The sequence below is a fragment of the Kitasatospora sp. NBC_01246 genome (genome assembly GCF_036226505.1).
In the GTDB taxonomy this organism is placed as follows: domain Bacteria; phylum Actinomycetota; class Actinomycetes; order Streptomycetales; family Streptomycetaceae; genus Kitasatospora.
In genome coordinates, this window is the sequence record NZ_CP108484.1 from 8,547,940 (window position 1) to 8,563,238 (window position 15,299).

14 protein-coding genes are annotated in these 15,299 nt (G+C 73.7%); 10 read left to right on the forward strand and 4 right to left on the reverse strand.

From position 1 onward, the window contains the following. Window positions 1–71: 71 nt before the first annotated feature. Both OG618_RS35925 and OG618_RS35930 read left to right on the forward strand, forming a co-directional pair. On the forward strand, window positions 72–275 hold the full coding sequence (locus tag OG618_RS35925; protein WP_329491822.1) for an MbtH family protein: 204 nt from the start codon (window positions 72–74) through the stop codon (window positions 273–275). A 113-nt stretch (window positions 276–388) separates the two neighbouring features. Continuing rightward, the gene (locus OG618_RS35930; protein ID WP_329491823.1) at window positions 389–901 is read left to right on the forward strand and encodes a GNAT family N-acetyltransferase; all 513 of its coding nucleotides are present in this window, start codon (window positions 389–391) and stop codon (window positions 899–901) included. 125 nt (window positions 902–1,026) lie between these two features. Here the strand turns inward: OG618_RS35930 and OG618_RS35935 are convergent, their stop codons facing one another. Genes OG618_RS35935 through OG618_RS35950 form a run of 4 tightly spaced genes read right to left on the reverse strand, consistent with a single transcriptional unit; the run spans window position 1,027 to window position 3,118 of the window. Beyond that, window positions 1,027–1,527: a GNAT family N-acetyltransferase gene (locus OG618_RS35935; protein ID WP_329491824.1), complete on the reverse strand. Its 501-nt coding sequence runs from the start codon at window positions 1,525–1,527 to the stop codon at window positions 1,027–1,029. After that, a complete protein-coding gene (locus tag OG618_RS35940; RefSeq protein ID WP_329491825.1) occupies window positions 1,524–1,943 on the reverse strand; it encodes an arsenate reductase ArsC in 420 nt (139 codons plus the stop codon). The genes OG618_RS35935 and OG618_RS35940 overlap by 4 nt, the downstream gene beginning before the upstream one ends. Before the next feature lie 36 nt (window positions 1,944–1,979). Beyond that, complete coding sequence (locus tag OG618_RS35945) at window positions 1,980–2,729, reverse strand: MIP/aquaporin family protein (RefSeq protein WP_329491826.1); 750 nt, start codon at window positions 2,727–2,729, stop codon at window positions 1,980–1,982. Next, window positions 2,726–3,118 carry an ArsR/SmtB family transcription factor gene (locus OG618_RS35950; protein ID WP_329491827.1) on the reverse strand — a complete coding sequence of 131 codons (393 nt, stop codon included), beginning with the start codon at window positions 3,116–3,118 and terminating at the stop codon, window positions 2,726–2,728. The genes OG618_RS35945 and OG618_RS35950 overlap by 4 nt, the downstream gene beginning before the upstream one ends. Before the next feature lie 87 nt (window positions 3,119–3,205). On the opposite strand from OG618_RS35950, the gene OG618_RS35955 reads away from it, so the two are divergent. The 8 genes from OG618_RS35955 (at window position 3,206) to OG618_RS35990 (ending at window position 15,057) form a co-directional block, all read left to right on the forward strand. After that, a complete protein-coding gene (locus OG618_RS35955) occupies window positions 3,206–3,700 on the forward strand; it encodes an ArsI/CadI family heavy metal resistance metalloenzyme (RefSeq protein WP_329491828.1) in 495 nt (164 codons plus the stop codon). Between the two features lie 1,413 nt (window positions 3,701–5,113). Further along, a complete protein-coding gene (locus OG618_RS35960) occupies window positions 5,114–6,070 on the forward strand; it encodes a TauD/TfdA dioxygenase family protein (RefSeq protein WP_329491829.1) in 957 nt (318 codons plus the stop codon). Between the two features lie 100 nt (window positions 6,071–6,170). Beyond that, on the forward strand, window positions 6,171–7,445 hold the full coding sequence (locus OG618_RS35965; protein WP_329491830.1) for an ROK family transcriptional regulator: 1,275 nt from the start codon (window positions 6,171–6,173) through the stop codon (window positions 7,443–7,445). Between the two features lie 103 nt (window positions 7,446–7,548). Next, a complete protein-coding gene (locus OG618_RS35970; RefSeq protein WP_329491831.1) occupies window positions 7,549–9,135 on the forward strand; it encodes an ABC transporter substrate-binding protein in 1,587 nt (528 codons plus the stop codon). A gap of 3 nt (window positions 9,136–9,138) precedes the next feature. After that, complete coding sequence (locus tag OG618_RS35975; protein WP_329491832.1) at window positions 9,139–10,083, forward strand: ABC transporter permease; 945 nt, start codon at window positions 9,139–9,141, stop codon at window positions 10,081–10,083. 5 nt (window positions 10,084–10,088) lie between these two features. Beyond that, window positions 10,089–10,946, forward strand: coding sequence for an ABC transporter permease (locus OG618_RS35980; protein WP_329491833.1), 858 nt, complete (start codon window positions 10,089–10,091; stop codon window positions 10,944–10,946). After that, window positions 10,943–12,673 (forward strand): ABC transporter ATP-binding protein, encoded by a 1,731-nt coding sequence (locus OG618_RS35985; protein ID WP_329491834.1) that lies wholly within the window; start codon window positions 10,943–10,945, stop codon window positions 12,671–12,673. Before OG618_RS35980 ends, OG618_RS35985 begins: the two co-directional genes overlap by 4 nt. Next, window positions 12,670–15,057, forward strand: a complete 2,388-nt coding sequence (locus OG618_RS35990) for an arylsulfatase (protein WP_329491835.1) — start codon at window positions 12,670–12,672, stop codon at window positions 15,055–15,057. The genes OG618_RS35985 and OG618_RS35990 overlap by 4 nt, the downstream gene beginning before the upstream one ends. Window positions 15,058–15,299 lie beyond the last annotated feature (242 nt).

Genomic DNA, 15,299 nt, shown 5'->3' on the forward strand with positions numbered 1-15,299 from the left:
GCCGCGGCCCCCCGCGCGCCCGCCCGACCATCACCGCCGACCGCACCCCAGCTACCACCGAGGAACGTGACATGGACGAGAACACCCGCTACCAGGTGCTGTGCAACGACGAGGAGCAGTACTCGCTCTGGCCGGCCGACATCGAGGTACCCGCGGGCTGGCAGAGCGTCGGCAAGGAGGGCACCGAGGCCGAGTGCATGGCCTACGTCGACGAGGTCTGGACCGACATGCGCCCGCGCAGCCTGCGCGAGCGCATGGCGAACAGCGAGTCCTGACCCGCCACCCGACCGGGGGCGCCGGCCGCACAACGCCGGCCCGGCGCCCCCGCCCCCTCTTACCCCCCCGCTCCCTGCCACCGCCACGGCGCCCACCCCGATCGGAGCCCGCCATGACCCCCGCCCTGCGCACCGAGCGCCTCGACTTCATCCCCTACCGGCCCGAGGACGAGGACGCCTTCGTCGCACTGCTGCGCATCGAGGAGGTGTGCCACTGGATGGGCCAGGAACGCGCTCCCGAGTCGGAGCTGCGCGTGCTGTTCCGCGCGATCCGGACGGACGTGTACCCCAAGGACCTGTTCGACGTGTGGGGCCTGTGGCAGGACGGGAGATACGCGGGCCACGCGGAGCTGAAGAAGACCGGAAACGTCGACGGCCACGAACTGATCACCGCCCTCGCCCCCGAGTTCTGGGGCCGGGGACTGGGCAGCGAGGCCGTCCGCGGCCTGCTGCGCCACGCCGCGGACCACCTCGGACTCAAGGAGGCCTACGGGATGGTGGGCGCGGAGAACACCGCGAGTCTGGAGATGTGCCGCCGTCTGGGTTTCCGGCACCTGCGCGACGTCGTCGGCGAGGACGGCTCGGTGACGAAGCTCCTGGTCGTCTCCACGGAGGAACCGACGTGACGGGGCCGGTCATCCGGGACGCCGTCCACGCACCGGAGCCCGCCCGGCCGCCGGGCCCGCGGCGCCACCGCGCCCCCGAGCCGCTGCGGACACGGAGCGGCCCGGCGGAGCCGGGCGCAGGTGGATCAGGAGACGGCCGGGCTGCGGCGCTCAAGCAGGATGACGTCGCGCCAGCGTCCGTGGTGTCGGCCCAGCCGTTCGCGGGTGCCGATCACGCGGAAGCCAGCCTTGGTGTGCAGGGCGAGGCTGGCGGTGTTCTCCGGGAAGATGCCGCACTGGACGGTCCAGATGCCGGCGGCGTCGGTGGACGCGAGCAGGGCCCGGAGCAGGGCGAGGCCGAGGCCTTGGCCGCGGGCGGCAGAGTGGACGTAGACGGAGTGCTCGACCACGCCGGCGTAGGCGCATCGGTCGGAGACCGGCACGGCGGCTGCCCAGCCGAGCACCTGGCCGGTGGCATCGAGGGCGACCAGGCGGTGTTCGGTGAGCCGGGAGGCGTCGAACGCCTCCCAGCTGGGGGCGGTGGTCTCGAAGGTGGCGTCGCCGCCGTCGATCCCGTGCTGGTGGATCGTCAGCACCTGACCGGCGTGCTCGGGCAGCATCGCCGTGATGGTCACGGCGGCGTTCATGCTGCGGCCTCGATGCCGAGCTCGGCGAGCAGGCCGCGGATGCGCTGCTCGATCTGATCGCGGATCGGGCGCACGGCGTCGACGCCCCGGCCTGCCGGGTCATCCAGCTTCCAGTCCAGGTACCGCGTGCCGGGGAAGTACGGGCAGGCGTCGCCGCAGCCCATGGTGATCACCACGTCGGAGGCCTGCACCGCCTCGGCGGTCAGCACCTTCGGCACTTCGGCGGAGATGTCGATGCCGACCTCCGCCAGCGCCTCGACCACGGCCGGGTTCACCGTGTCGGCAGGGGCGGATCCGGCGGAGCGGACCTCGATGCGCTGGCCGCCGAGGCGGGTGAGGAACGCGGCGGCCATCTGCGAGCGGCCGGCGTTGTGGACGCAGACGAACAGTACGGACGGGACGGCAGGAGAGCTCACGGGTTCATCCTTCGGGCAGGAGCGGCGGGGCGGGGTTCAGCGTTCGGCGGCGGCCGGGTGGTGCACGCCGTACGGGACCACGACGTCCTCGGCGGCAGCCGCGACGGGGCGGCCGAACAGCACGGCGGCCAAGGCGACGCCGACCACCAGGCCGACGAGCTGGGCGGCGACGAACGGCAGCACCGAGGCCGGGGCGATCCCGGCGAAGGTCTCGGTGAACGCCCGGCCGACCGTGACGGCCGGGTTGGCGAACGACGTGCTGGAGGTGAACCAGTACGCGGCGCCGATGTAGGAGGCGACCGCGACCGGGGCGAAGTGCGCCCGGCCGGCCCGGGCCAGACCGAAGACCAGCAGGATGAGGCCGGCGGTCGCCACGACCTCGCCCAGCCACAGATGCGGGGCCCCGCGGGCGTGGGTGGACCAGCGCACCAACGGCTGCGCGAACATCGCGTCCGCCAGCACCGCCCCGCAGATCGCCCCGGCGATCTGCGCGGGCAGGTAGGCGGCGACCTCGCGCAGGCCCGGGCCCTCCCCGCCGCGGCGTCCGGTCCACCAGGCGGCCAGGGTGACAGCAGGGTTGAAGTGGGCCCCGGAGACGGGGCCGAGCAGGACGATCAGCACGCCGAGACCGAACACGGTGGCCAGCGAGTCGGCCAGCAGCCGCACGCCCACGTCCTGGGACAGCTGGGTGGCCTGGATGCCGGAGCCGACCACGACCGCGACCAGGGCGCCGGTGCCGACGAACTCGACCGCGGCCCGGCGCCCGAGCGGAGCTCCCTCGGTCATCTCGCGCCTCCTGCCGTCCGGGCGGCCGTGCCTGCCGGAGTCTGGAGCAGGGCGGACAGCTTGGCCAGCGCGGCGGGCAGCACCCAGTAGTAGACCCAGGTCCCACGCCGTTCGGAGCCGACCAGCCCGGCCTCGCGCAGCACCTTCAGGTGGTGGGAGATGGTGGGCTGGGAGACCTCGAAGGGGCCGGTCAGGTCGCAGACGCAGGCCTCTCCGCCCTCGTGCGAGGCGATCAGGGACAGCAGCCGCAGCCGCACCGGGTCCGACAGGGCCTTGAACATCTTCGCCAGGTCCATGGCGGCTTCCTCGCCCAAGGGCTCGCGGACCATCGGCGAGCAGCACGCCGCCGCGTCGTCCTGGCCGAGCACCGGCAGTTCCAGATTCGACATACGTCTATGTTGACAGCCATCTATCCGGAGAGGCAAGCTCACTTTATCGACAGGCGTCGAAACAAGACCTCGGAACGGGGAACCGTCATGTCCCGTGTTCAGCTCGCCCTGCGCGTCGCCGACCTCGAAGGCTCCATCGCCTTCTACTCCAGACTCTTCGGCACCGAGCCGGCCAAGCGCCGCCCCGGCTACGCGAACTTCGCCATCACCGAGCCCCCGCTCAAGCTCGTCCTCATCGAGGGTGAGGCCGGCGAGGACACCCGCCTGGACCACCTCGGCGTCGAGGTCGAGTCCACCGAGCAGGTGGCCGCGGCGACCAGCCGGCTCAAGGACGCGGGCCTGGCCACCTTCGAGGAGAACGACACCTCCTGCTGCTACGCGCTCCAGGACAAGACGTGGGTGCACGGCCCCGGCAAGGAGCCGTGGGAGGTCTACGTCGTGAAGGCCGACGCGGACACCCTTGGCAAGAGCGCCGACAGCGCGCCGGAGGCTTGCTGCGGCACCACCGCCTGCTGCACCCCCGTCGAACAGGCCATCGACCCCGCCCAGGGCCCGGCCGAGGCGAAGACCGCCGCAGGCTGAGCGTGCGGCGGCTGACCGGCCCCGCCCCGGCTGTTCGGTGATTGATCTGCTGCGGTCCTTGCGTCCGCCGACCAGGGGTCGGCGGACCCGCCGACATGCTCGCCAACCTTCGCCAGATCCTTGGACGGTGCGCAGGCCGCCTGCGGGCGGTTCACCGGCGTTCGCTTCGACCGGACCAACGCCACCCGCGCACTGGCGGGTTCCGACAGCGCCTGCCCCCCGATCGACCGAGCCGTCATCGACCGCTACCTCGCCTACTTCACCGGAACAGGACACCTGCCCCGCCCTCGCCGACCGCCGGCCACGCGTGAAGCCTCCACCGCGAACCGCCGACCAAACAGGGCGGGTCGCCATCGGTCCTGATTGGCGTGAGCTCGCGTATGCAGGTCTCGCGTAGGAGCTCGCGGCTCTCGCTCCTGCCTCGGCTGGGCCGTCCGGTCACTGCCCCGGTGGCCCGCGGCGATCTACGTCGCCCTCGACAGCCGCCGACGCTGCCTCCGGCGCGCCAGGGTCAGGAGAGCCACGCCACCCCTCACGTGCCGGGTCGAGCATCGGGCTTCTCCCCTCGGGAACGGGACCAGGGACAGGGACAGGGACGGAATCACGAGCACCGCGACGAAGACGAAGGCGCATGCGGACACGAACCCGATCGGGCCGACGCCGCCGCGCCCGCAGGCCTGCGCGGCGGCACCGAACAGCGCCCGCGAGCGGCCGCAGCGGGCCTGCGGAGACCGTCGGAGTTTCTTCCGCTCCGAGAGCTAATAACTCCGCCAGGCCCCCCGACAAGGCCGAATGCCCTCGTGACGCACGTCCGCCATCGCTCGGACACCGGCCGCAACGGGACGCAACACCGCCGCAACTCCGCTGACCAGCAGGCAGAACGGCGATTGACAGCAGGCCTCGGCGTTCAGCACGATGAGCGCCGAGCCCACTCGCAGCACGCCGGAAGGAGGGCCGATGACCGACGTACTCGGGGTCCCGTGCCCTGCCTGTCCCCGTCCCTGCCGTGGCCACGGCCGCAGCCGCTGTTGTCGCTGAACGCCCGCTCCCGCCCGGGGCCGTGCTGAGCCCGTACCGCTGATCCGGTAGAGCCCGGCGCCTACCCCCGGGCAAGGCGCCCACCGACCGTGCGCCCGTCGGACAGCCGTCCGCCACGGCCGCACACCCGGCGCCGCCCGCACTCCCTGCACGGCACCGCACGGCACCGCGCCGCGCCGGTGTGGGGCCGCGCCGCCCTGTGCCGTCCCTCCCTGCGCCGCGTTCCGTATCCGGTCCGCGCCACGCCGGCCGCTCCTGCCGCACGCCCGCCCTGCCCCACACCGGCGCGGCCGGCCGGCATCTCCTTGTCGGTTCGCTCCTTCGCCGTCCCGTCCCCCTCCCGTCCCCCCTCCCCGCGAAAGCCGAGGTTCCGCCATGACCACCGCCCTCACCGAGCTCCGCATCACCCCGGCCGCCGGCCGGATCGGCGCGATCGTGCACGACGTCCGGCTCGGCGGCGACCTGCCCGCCGAGACCGTCGCTGCCGTCGAGGCCGCGCTGTACGAGCACAAGGTGCTGTTCTTCCGCGGCCAGAACCACCTGGACGACGCCGAACACGAGGCGTTCGCCCGCCTGTTGGGCCAGCCGGTCGGCCACCCGACGGTGCCCAGCGCGGACGGCCGGTACATCTTCGAGCTGGACGCCACCAAGGGGGTGCGCGCCAACAACTGGCACACCGACGTCACCTTCGTCCCGTCCTACCCGAAGGCCTCGATCCTCCGCTCGCTGGAACTCCCGCCGGCCGGCGGCTCCACCGTCTGGGCCAACACCGTCGCCGCCTACCAGGACCTGCCGGAGCCGCTGAAGGTGCTGGCGGAGAGCCTGCGGGCGGTTCACACCAACGACTACGACTACGCGGCGAGCCTGGCCCTGCGGCCCGAGCTGGCCGACAACGCGGAGATCGCCAAGCTGTTCCGCCAGGTGTTCGTCTCGACCGCGTTCAAGACCGAGCACCCGCTGGTCCGCGTGCACCCGGTGACCGGCGAGAAGACGCTGCTGCTCGGCGCGTTCGCGCAGCGCATCGTGGGCGTGTCGGGGGCCGACAGCCGCGCCCTGCTCGACCTCTTCCAGCGGTACGTCGAGCGGCTGGAGAACACCGTGCGCTGGGAGTGGCAGGTCGGCGACGTGGCGGTCTGGGACAACCGCGCCACCCAGCACTACGCCGTCAACGACTACGGCGACGAGCCGCGCCTGGTCCGCCGGATCACCCTGGACGGCGACCTGCCGGTGGGCGTGGACGGCACCCCGAGCCGTCTGCTGGAGCCGACCGAGCCGCCCAAGGTGGCCGGTCTCGTCCCGGCCGAGGAGCTGGAGGCCTCCCTCCCGGCGTGAGCCGACCGGCCCGGGCCCGGGCCGTCCCCCGGGCCCGGGCCACCACCCGCAGGCCGGCGCCCCGCAACCCCGTAGCCCCGCAGCCCGAAAGGCACCCGCGATGTCCGACACGCTCCCGCACCCCGCCCTCCGCCCCGCGGACGAGCGGCGGACCGGCGACGACCGCCGCATCGGGGACGACCGGCGGGACGTCAACGCCGCCACCGTGCTGCGGACCGTGCTCGACCGCGGGCCGATCGCCCGCAGCCGGGTCGCCGCACTCACCGGGCTGAGCGCCTCCGCGGTGTCCCGGCAGGTGGTGGACCTCACTCGGATCGGACTGCTCTGCGAGCGGCCCGAGTTGACCGGCGGCGGGGCGGGCACGGTCGGGCGGCCGCAGCTGCCGGTGGACGTCGACACCGGCCGACTGGCGGTGGCGGGGCTGCACATCGGGGTGCCGTACACCACCTTCTCCCTGCTGGACCTGCGCGGAAACGTGCTCCGCCGGCAGGAGTTGAGCAACCGCGGCCGTACCGGGCACGCCGTGCTGGGGCCACTGCTGGAGCGGCTGCCCCGGCTGCTCGCCCAGGTGCCGGGTGGCCGGACGGTGGTCGGGCTGGGCGCCGTCACCGGTGGCACGGTCGATCCGGACCGCGGCATGACGGTCCGGCATGATCCGCTCCGATGGAAGGACATGCCGCTCGGCGAGTTGCTCTCCCGGGCCTCCGGACTGCCGGTGCGGGTGGACAACCATGCCCGTGCGCTCACCCAGGCGGAGATCCTCTTCGGGCACCCGGCCGCCCGCCGCTCCATGGTGCACCTCTTCGTCGGGCACGTGGTGGACGCGGCGCTCGCGGTGGCCGGCGTGGTGCACCTGGGCCCCGCCTCGGCCACCGGTGACGTCGCCCACCTGCCGGTGCCGGGCGACGACACGCTCTGCCACTGCGGCCGGACCGGCTGTCTGGCGGCCGCCGCCTCGGACACCACGCTCTTCGAGGCGGCGGCCGCGGACGGGATCACCTCCCGGCCCGACCGGGCCGAGCTGATCGCCGCCGTGCAGGCCGGGGACCGGCGGGCCGACCTCCTGGTCCGCCGCCGGGCCGCGATCGTCGGTCGGGCCCTCGCCCTGCTGGCGGACGTGGTCAACCCCGACCTGCTGGTGCTCACCGAGACCTTCGCGGTACTCGATCCGGTCTACCTGGACGTGGTCCGGGCCGAGTTCGCGCTCCGCTCGCACCTGCACCGGGACGCGGACCTGCTGATCGCCCAGCGGCGCGGGGCCGACGCGCTCGCCGTGGCGGCCGGCGCCGCCGTCCTGGGCGTGCTGTACGCCCGGCCGCTCCAGGCGACGGCGTCCGCCCCGGCGCCGCCCGCCGGCCCCGGCCGGCTGCTCTGACCGGACGACCCCGCCACCCCACGACCCGGCACCCCCCGCCGCCCAGTGCCCCAGCCCCACCCCTCCCACTCGCCCGCCCGACCACCCCGTCGAAGGATCCGTTATGACCGCGTTCACCACTTCCTCCGCCCCCGGCGTCTCCCGCCGGGCCCTGCTCCGCGGAGGCCTCGCCGGCGCCGGCCTGCTGACGCTGGCGGCCTGCCGTTCGGCCGCGGACACCGCCACCTCCGCCGCGAGCGGATCGGCGGGCCCGCGCCGGGGCGGCGTCCTCACGGTGGGCGCCGGTGTCGACTTCACCCCGAGCCTGCTCTTCGCCCAGAGTGCCAACACCCTCGTCCAGCGCCTGGTCTTCAACACCCTGACCAGGTACGACGACCGGCTCCAGCCGCAGCCCGAGCTGGCCACCTCCTGGCAGGTGGCGGCGGACGGCACCGGGGTCACGCTGAAGCTGCGCGAGGACGTGCTCTTCCACAGCGGCCGCAAGTTCACCGCGGACGACGTGGTGTTCGCCGTCAAGAACCTCCAGAACCCGGCCCGGTCGGCCCAGTTGCGGTCCACCGCCGCGGCCGTCACGGACTTCCGGAAGAACGGCGACTTCGAGCTGACCCTCGTCCTCGCCCACCCGGTGAGCAACCTCTTCGACCTCTTCGAGTTCATGATCATCCCGGATGCGGTCAGCGTCGAGGAGGCCGTCGCCGGCACCAGACTGATCGGCACCGGCCCGTTCACGCTCACCGACCGCAAGCCCGGCAGCTCCATCACCTTCGCCCGCAACGAGAAGTACTGGAACCCCGGCCGGCCCTACCTGGACGGCGTCGAGATCCGGATCGTCCCGCAGGCGGAGTCCCTGCTGTCCTCGCTCAGGACCGGCCAGACCCAGCTGTCCTACTCCGTGCGCGGCAAGGACGTGGCCACCCTCAAGGACGACCCGCAGTTCCACATCAAGCAGTACGACACCGGCGCCGGCGCCTACTACATCGGCGCCAACCTCACCGGCGAGCACGTGGGCGACAAGCGCGTCCGGCAGGCCATCGCCTGGGCGGTGGACCGCGAGCGGCTCGTCCAGCAGGCCCTCGGCGGGTACGGCACCGTCTCCTCCGCCCCCTGGCCCAAGTCCTCGCCCGCTTACAGCGAGGCCAACGCCACCCGCTACAGCCACAACCCGGACAAGGCGCGGGCGCTGCTCAAGGAGGCGGGCCTCGACAGCATCACCCTGCCGTTCGCGCACTCCAACGAGCCCGGCTCCACCGCCGTCGCCCAGATCCTGCAGTACGACCTCAAGCAGGTCGGCATCGAGACGGTGCTCCAGCCCACCGATTCCCCCACCATGCAGAAGCAGCTCATCTCCCAGACCATGCCCGCCCTCTGGACGCTCAGCCACGGCTTCGCCCAGCTGCACCCGGCCACCCTGGCGGTCAGCGCCTACCCGTTCAACGAGGCGAAGAACAGCTCGCGCTTCAGCTCGCCCGCCTACACGGACGTCGTCCAGAAGGCCTGGAACCGGCCGGACAGCGACGGCGCCGAGGCCAAGGCGCTCTACCAGCAGATCACCGACGTGCTGCTGGACGAGGAGTTCGTCATCGACCTCGCCATCGCCGGCCTGGTCGAGGTCGCCGGCGGCAAGGCCCGTGGCGCCGACCTCAACAAGTTCGGCTACCTCAACCTCGACGACGCCTACCTGACGGCCTGACCGATGCGCACCTTCCTCGTCAAACGGCTGCCCTCGGGGCTGCTCGTCCTCGTCCTCGCCTCCTTCCTGGTCTTCCTCATCCTCCGGCTGATCCCCGGCGACCCGGCCACCTCGCTGGCCGGGCCCGACGCCGGCCCGGAGGCCGTCGCCGCCGTCCGCGGCCGGCTCGGCCTCGACCGACCGCTGCTCACCCAGTACGTCAGCTGGCTCGGCCACCTCGTCACCGGGGATCTCGGGCCCAGCTACGCGATCGGCGGGCAGGTCGCCGACCTGATCGGCAACGGCCTCGGCGCCACCGTCCAACTCACCCTCGGCGCCCTGCTGCTGGTGATCCTGATCGCCCTCCCGCTGGGGGTGCTCGGCGCGACCACCCGGCGCCGGCCGGTCGCCGCCGCCGTCCGCGCCTTCACCACCGCCGTCCTCGCCGTGCCCCCGTTCGTCACCGGCGTCCTGCTGGTGCTGCTCTTCGCGGTCACCCTCGGGCTGCTGCCGGCCGGCGGCCACGAGTCGCTGCTCGACCAGCCCGACCTCGCCGTCCAGTACCTGCTGATGCCGGCCGTCTGCCTGGCCCTGCCGAGCGCCGCCGTGCTCGCCCGCTACCTCAAGGACGGCATGGAGCGCGCGCTCGCCGAGGACTACGTCCGCACCGCCACCGCGCTCGGCGTCTCCCGCCGGCGGATCGTCTGGCAGCACGCCCTGCCCAACGCGCTGCCGCCCGCGATCACCGTGCTCGGCCTGCAGATCGGCCAACTCATCGCCGGCGCCGTCCTGGTGGAGCGGATCTTCGCCTGGCCCGGCCTCGGCCAGCTGATCGAACAGGGCGTGATCCGCCGCGACTACCCCGTCGTGCAGGACCTCCTGCTACTGATCGTCGCCGTCTACGTCACCGTCCAGCTGCTCACCGACCTGGTGTACGCGTGGCTGGACCCCCGGATCCGGTGGGAGTGAAACCGATGACCGTCCTCACGGCCGACCGGCCGAAGTCCCCCGGCGCCCGCCGCCACAACCGCTACCTGGCCGGGCTGCTGACCGGCCGCGGCCTCACCGGCCTGGTCCTGGTCGGCGTGATCGCCCTGGCCGCCCTCGCCGCGCCGCTGCTCACCGACCTCGACCCGAACGCCCAGAGCGCGCTGGCCCTGGCCGGGCCGAGCGCCGCCCACCCCTTCGGCACCGACGACCTGGGCCGCGACCTCTTCAGCCGGGTGCTGCACGGCACCGGCACCGACCTCGCGATCACCTTCGCCGCGGTGCCGGTCGGCGCCCTGCTGGGCTGCTCCTTCGCCCTGCTCGCGGCCTCGTCCCGGGTGGCCGACCTCGCCGTCCAGCGCGTCTTCGACCTGCTGCTCGCCTTCCCCGGGATCATCCTGGCCCTGGCCGTCACGGCCGTCCTCGGCCCCGGCCGCTGGCCGGTCCTGATCGTCATCGCGCTCGCCGAGATCCCGGGCTTCGGCCGCCAGTTGCGGGCCGGCATCCTCGTCCAGCGGGAGCGCGAGTACGCCCTGGCCGCCCGGGTCGGCGGAGCCTCCCGGCTCCGGGTGCTGCTGCGCCACGTCGTCCCCAACGCGGCCGACCCGCTGATCGTGCAGACGGCCGTCGCGCTCTCCATCGGCGTCTTCATCGAGGGCGCGATGAGCTTCCTCGGCCTCGGCGTCCGGCCGCCGGAGCCCACCCTCGGCTCGATCCTCAGCCAGTCCGTCGCCTACCTCTCCACCCAGCCCACGTTCGCGGCCGCCCCGCTGGCCGCCACCACCGCCCTGGTCCTCGGCTTCACCCTGATCGCCGAGGCGCTGAACAAGGGAGCGCGCCGATGAGCCGCCCGGCGAGCCGCCCGGAGCACGGCCCCGACAGCCGCCCGGGGAGCAGTCCCGAGAGGGGCCCGGTGCTCCGGGTCCGCGACCTCACCGTCGAGTTCGGCGGCGCGGGGGAGGGAGCCGGAGCCGCCACCGGCCGGAGGGTCGGCGCCGTCCCCGGGGTCCGCGCCGTCGACGGGGTCGGCTTCGAGCTGGCGGCCGGGGACACGCTCGGGCTGGTCGGCGAGTCCGGCTCCGGCAAGTCGACCACCGCGCTGGCCCTGCTGCGGATGCTGCCGCCGGGCGGCCGGATCACCGGCGGTTCGGTCGAGCTCGACGGCCAGGACCTCGCCGTGCTGCCCGAGCCGGCCCTGCGCGAGCTGCGCGGACGGCGGATCGCGATGATCTTCCAGGATCCGATGTCCTCGCTGAACCCGGTGCTCACCGTGGGCAAGCAACTGGACGAGGCCCTGCGGGCGCACGGCACGGCGGACCGCACCGCGCGGGCCGCCCGGGCGGTCGAGCTGCTCGGCCTGGTCGGCATCCCCGACGCCGCCGGCCGGCTGCGCGACCACCCGCACCAGTTCTCCGGCGGCCAGCGCCAGCGGATCATGATCGCGCTCGCCCTCGCCCACGACGCCGAGGTGCTCGTCGCCGACGAACCGACCACCGCACTCGACCCGACCGTCCAGCAGCAGATCCTCCGGCTGCTGGCCCGGATCAACCGGGAGACCGGCACCGCCCTCGTGGTGATCAGCCACGACCTCGGCGTGATCGCCCGGACGTGCCGCCGGATCCTGGTGATGCGGGAAGGCCGGGTGGTCGAGCAGGGCCGGACGGCCGAGGTGCTCGCGGCGCCCCGGCACCCGTACACCAAGGAGCTGCTGGCCGCCGTGCCACGGTTGGACGCCCCTTCCGAGGCCGCCGCCAACAGCACCCCGGGCCCCGAACCGCTGCTCACCGTCAGCGGGGTGGGCAAGACGTACGGGCCGCGCCGACGGGCCGTCACCGCGCTGGACGGCGTCGACCTCGTCCTGCACCCCGGCGAGACGCTCGGGCTGGTCGGCGAGTCCGGCTCCGGCAAGTCGACGCTGGCCCGCGCGCTGGTCCAGGTGCACGCCCCCTCGGCCGGCACCATCCGGTTCCGCGGCGAGGAGTTCGGCCGCGGCGGCGGCGCCGCCGCCCGCCGCGAGGTGCAGATGGTCTTCCAGGACCCGTACGCCTCGCTCAACCCCCGGATGACGGCCGGGCAGATCATCGCCGAACCGCTGATCGCCCACGGGCTCGGCGACCGGGCGACCCGGGAGAAGCGGGTCGCCGAACTGCTCCGGCAGGTCGGGCTGGATCCGGCCACGGCCGACCGGCACCCGCGCGCCTTCTCCGGCGGCCAGCGCCAGCGGATTGGCATCGCCCGGGCGCTGGCGCCCGAGCCGAGCGTGCTGATCTGCGACGAGCCGGTCTCCGCGCTGGACGTCTCGGTGCAGGCGCAGGTGATCGAGCTGCTCGCCCGGCTCCAGCGCGACCTCGGGCTCGCCATCCTCTTCATCGCCCACGACCTCGCGGTGGTCCGGCAGGTGAGCCACCGGATCGCGGTGATGCACCGCGGCCGGATCGTCGAGACCGGCCCGGCCGACCGCGTCGTCACCGCCCCCGAGCACCCCTACACCGCCGAACTCCTGGCCGCCGTCCCCCGGCTGGAGTCCGCCCCGCAGCCCGCCCCGCACCTCACCACCCGGAGCCCCGCATGACCAGCACCCCGGACCCGCACCGCCCCGCCACGGACGCCCGCCCCGCCGCGGACGGCACCGCCGCCGACCCGCACCGCCGCGACCCCTACGCCGGGTTCCGCGGCACCGTCGGCCGCACCTTCGGCGCCTCCACCCCCGCCTGGCCGGAGCCGGTCCGCCCGCGCGAGGGCGCGCCCAACATCGTCGTCGTCCTGATCGACGACATGGGGTACAGCGACATCGGCCCGTTCGGCTCCGAGATCCCCACGCCCACCCTGGACGGGCTCGCGGCGACCGGCGTCAAGCTGGCCAACTACCACACCATGCCGCTCTGCTCTCCCGCCCGCGCCGCCCTCCTCACCGGCCTCAACCCGCACCGGGTCGGCTACTCCTTCGTCGCCAACGCCGACCCCGGGTTCCCCGGCTACGGCATGGAGGTCGCCGGGGACATCCCCACCCTCGCCGAGCTGCTGCACGACCGGGGCTACGCCACCTACGCCGTCGGCAAGTGGCACCTCACCCGGGACTCCGCCTCCAACGCCGCCGACAACCGCGCCAACTGGCCGCTGCAGAAAGGCTTCGACCAGTACTACGGCGTGCTGGAGGGCCTCACCAGCCTGTTCCACCCGCACCAACTCGTCCGCGACAACAGCCCGCTGGACATCGACGAGTTCCCCGAGGGCTACTACTACACCGACGACATCACCGACCAGGCGATCGCCATGGTGAAGTCGCTGCGGGCGCACGACGCCGAGAAGCCGTTCCTGCTCTACCTGGCGCACAACGCGGTGCACGGCCCGCTCCAGGCCAAGCCGGCCGACCTCGCCCGGCACAAGGGCCGGTACGACGGCGGCTGGGACGAGCTGCGCGCCGCCCGGTTCGCCCGCCAGCTCGCCGCCGGTCACTTCCCGCCCGGCACCGAGCTGCCCGAGCGCAACGGCGAAGCCGGTCACGACGTCGGCCCGTGGGACGAACTCACCGACGTCCAGAAGAAGGTGTACGCCCGCTACATGGAGGTGTACGCCGCCATGGTCGACAACGTCGACCAGAACCTCGGCCGGCTCACCGACACCCTCGCCGCGCTCGGCGAACTCGACAACACCATCATCGTGTTCACCTCCGACAACGGCGGCACCGGCGAGGGCGGCGCGGAGGGCACCCGCAGCTACTTCAGCCGCTTCGTCCACCACCCGAACCTGCCCGAGGACTGGAACCCCGACGTGGAGCGGGAGATCGAGCTGATCGGCGGCCCGCAGTCCCTCGTCCACTACCCGCGCGGCTGGGGCATGGCCTCCAACACGCCGTTCCGCTTCTACAAGGGCCAGACCTACGCGGGCGGCGTCCGGGTGCCGTTCGTGCTCTCCTGGCCCGCCGGACTGCCCCGCGCCGAAGCTGACGGCGGGGTCCGCGCGCAGTACCAGTACGTCACCGACATCCTGCCCACCCTGCTCGAACTCGCCGGTGTCGAAAGGCCGTCGGAGCGCGGCGGGCAACCGGTGCAGTCGCTCGACGGCATCAGCTTCGCCCCCGTGCTGCGCACGCCCGGCGCGCCGTCCACCCACCCCGAGCAGTACTGCGAGATGACCGGCAACCGCAGCTACTACCGCGACGGCTGGAAGCTGGTCACCCTGCACCGGTTCGGCGCGCCGTACGACGACAGCGAGTGGGCCCTGTACGACCTGCGCACCGACCCGACCGAGATCCACGACGTCGCCGCCGACCACCCGGAACTGGTCGAGGAGTTGGCCGCCGCCTGGGAGGCCGCCGCCTGGCGCAACGGCGTGTTCCCGCTGGCCGACGGCAGCGGCGCCCTCGCCCTGCGCGGCCCCGAGGCCGACCGCCTCCGCCGGCCGGTCACCCTGCTGGCCGGCACCCCCGAGCTGGAGCGCTACCGCTCCTCCCGCCTGATCTCCTTCCGCTCCTTCGCCGTCGAGGTCGAGCTGACCGCCCACGGCGCGGACGACCGGGGCGTCCTGGTCTCGCACGGCGACCAGGGCGGCGGCTACAGCCTCTACGTCGAGGACGGCCGGCTGCACTTCGCCTACAACCAGTACGGCGAGCTCTTCGAGGCCGACGGCGGCCCGCTCGCGCCGGGCGCCCGCCGGATCACCCTGGAGGCCACGGCCGTGGCCGACCTCAAGTGGGAGTTCCGCATCCTGGTGGACGGCGCGGAGGGCGGCCGGCTCGGCCCGGTGCACCAACTGATCGGCATGGCACCGTTCCAGGGCATCAGCGTCGGGATCGACCGCAAGTCCCCGGTCTCCTGGCCGGTGCACGAACGGCACCGCTCCTTCCGCTACACCGGCGGGCTGCACGCCGTCACCTACCTGCCCGGTGAGCCGGCGCCGGACGACCCCGAGACGGTCGTCCGGGCGCTGCGGGAGGCGGCGGCCGCCTTCGAGTAGACCGCCCGGGCCGGGCGGTAGGGGCAGCCCCGCCCCTACCGCCGCGAGGCGGACGGCCTCAGCGACCGGGGCTGTTGGCGCCCCGGGGGGAGAATCACCGGCCACCGTCCTGCTGTTCTCTGCCAGCGGCCGCGCGAAGGCGTCCGCACCGACGCGACGGTACGGACCCTGGCCACCCGCTACGGGGGATGGCTCCGGGCAGTGGGGTCCCCCGACCAGAGCACCGGCCAGTCGTACCCTCC